A 1,376-nucleotide genomic window follows, 5' to 3' on the forward strand; every position below is an offset into this window, starting at 1 on the left:
ACAAACCATAACGCTCGCCACCGACAATTCCGATCGCCCACAGGTGCCCGATCGGAGCCATCCGAACTTGTCGGAGGCCCGCGATACACTGACCGGTTGCGCATCCTTCGGCACACGAAAAGTATTCGTGCACAGTCGATTTTGATGATTCAATTCCATTGACTCGAACGTGTGTGCGAGTACAATTGAGGTATGCCCTCCACCACCGCTCCCACGCCCGCCGACCTCCTCGCCACCGCCCGAGACCTCACCGTCACCGGGCTGACCCGACGTCAAGCCTTCGACACCACCCGCACGATCATCGACCTGTCCAACACCCTCGGACACCTGCTGAGCGTGTGTGCCGCAGAGATGGACCGCCTCGGGGTGGCCACCCAATCCGGCGGCAAGATCAAACCCTTGCTCATCGAGATGGGATTGGCACCCTCGGTGGCCGACCGAGTCCTCCGCATCGGCCGCGGACTCCCGGCCATGCAGTTGCTCCCCGGCTACGCCGAAGACGGGGTGTTCCCGATCGAACATCTCGACGCCATCGTCGCCGGACTGGGCCACGTCGAGCGTCGGGCGCTGGACGGATTGTGCGACGAGGAGAAGCGAGACGTGGAATCCGCGCTGATCGCCCAAGCCGCCTCCGGCGCCACCCCCACCGAGATCACGGATAAGGCCCGGGCGCTGGGCAACGAGTACGCGGCCGAGACCGGTGGGCTGCCGGCGGCCGAGGACCACACCCTCAACGAACTCACGTTGATCAAGGTCGACGGCCGCGTGCGCATTCGGGGGGACGTGGACATCGTGACCGGGGAGAAACTGATGGGCGCCATCAGCTCCCTATCGAAGAAGCGATCCGAGCCGGACGGATCCGAAGACGCGCGCAGCACGGCGCGGCGCCAGAGTGACGCGCTCGATCAGATCCTGGATGCGGCCGCCGCGACCACCGGCCCCTTTGTCACGCGGCCGAACAATCATGTGAATCTGATGATGCCCGCGGCCGATCCGAACATGTCGTATCTGCAGTCGAACGGGCCGGTCACCGCGGCCACTGCCGCATTGTTGGCCTGTGATGCGGGGATCACCGCGTTACTCGTGGACGGAAACACGGTGCCGCTGAAGATGGGGCACGAAACCCGGTACTTCCCCACCCACATCCGCAAGGCGATCATCATCCGCGACCAGTGCTGCATCAAGTGCGGGGCACCCGCCCGCTGGGGCCACGCGCATCATCGGCTGTTCTGGAGTGAGGGAGGTCCGACCGACCTCGACAACGGATGCCTCCTCTGCCCGTCGTGTCACGCCGACGTCCACCACCTCGGGTGGGACATCATCATGGGTGCTGATGGGCACCCCTGGCTCATCCCGCCCGCCTCGAGAGATCCACG

Annotated in this window: 1 protein-coding gene; it reads left to right on the plus strand. The window is 65.0% G+C overall.

Translation table 11 applies throughout. From position 1 onward, the window contains the following. Window positions 1–192: 192 nt before the first annotated feature. Window positions 193–1,376, plus strand: a 1,184-nt coding sequence (locus tag AAFP30_RS28765) for an HNH endonuclease (protein WP_419233481.1), incomplete at its 3' end; no start/stop codon positions are given.

Source organism: Gordonia sp. CPCC 205515 (assembly GCF_048537925.1).
In the GTDB taxonomy this organism is placed as follows: Bacteria; Actinomycetota; Actinomycetes; order Mycobacteriales; family Mycobacteriaceae; genus Gordonia.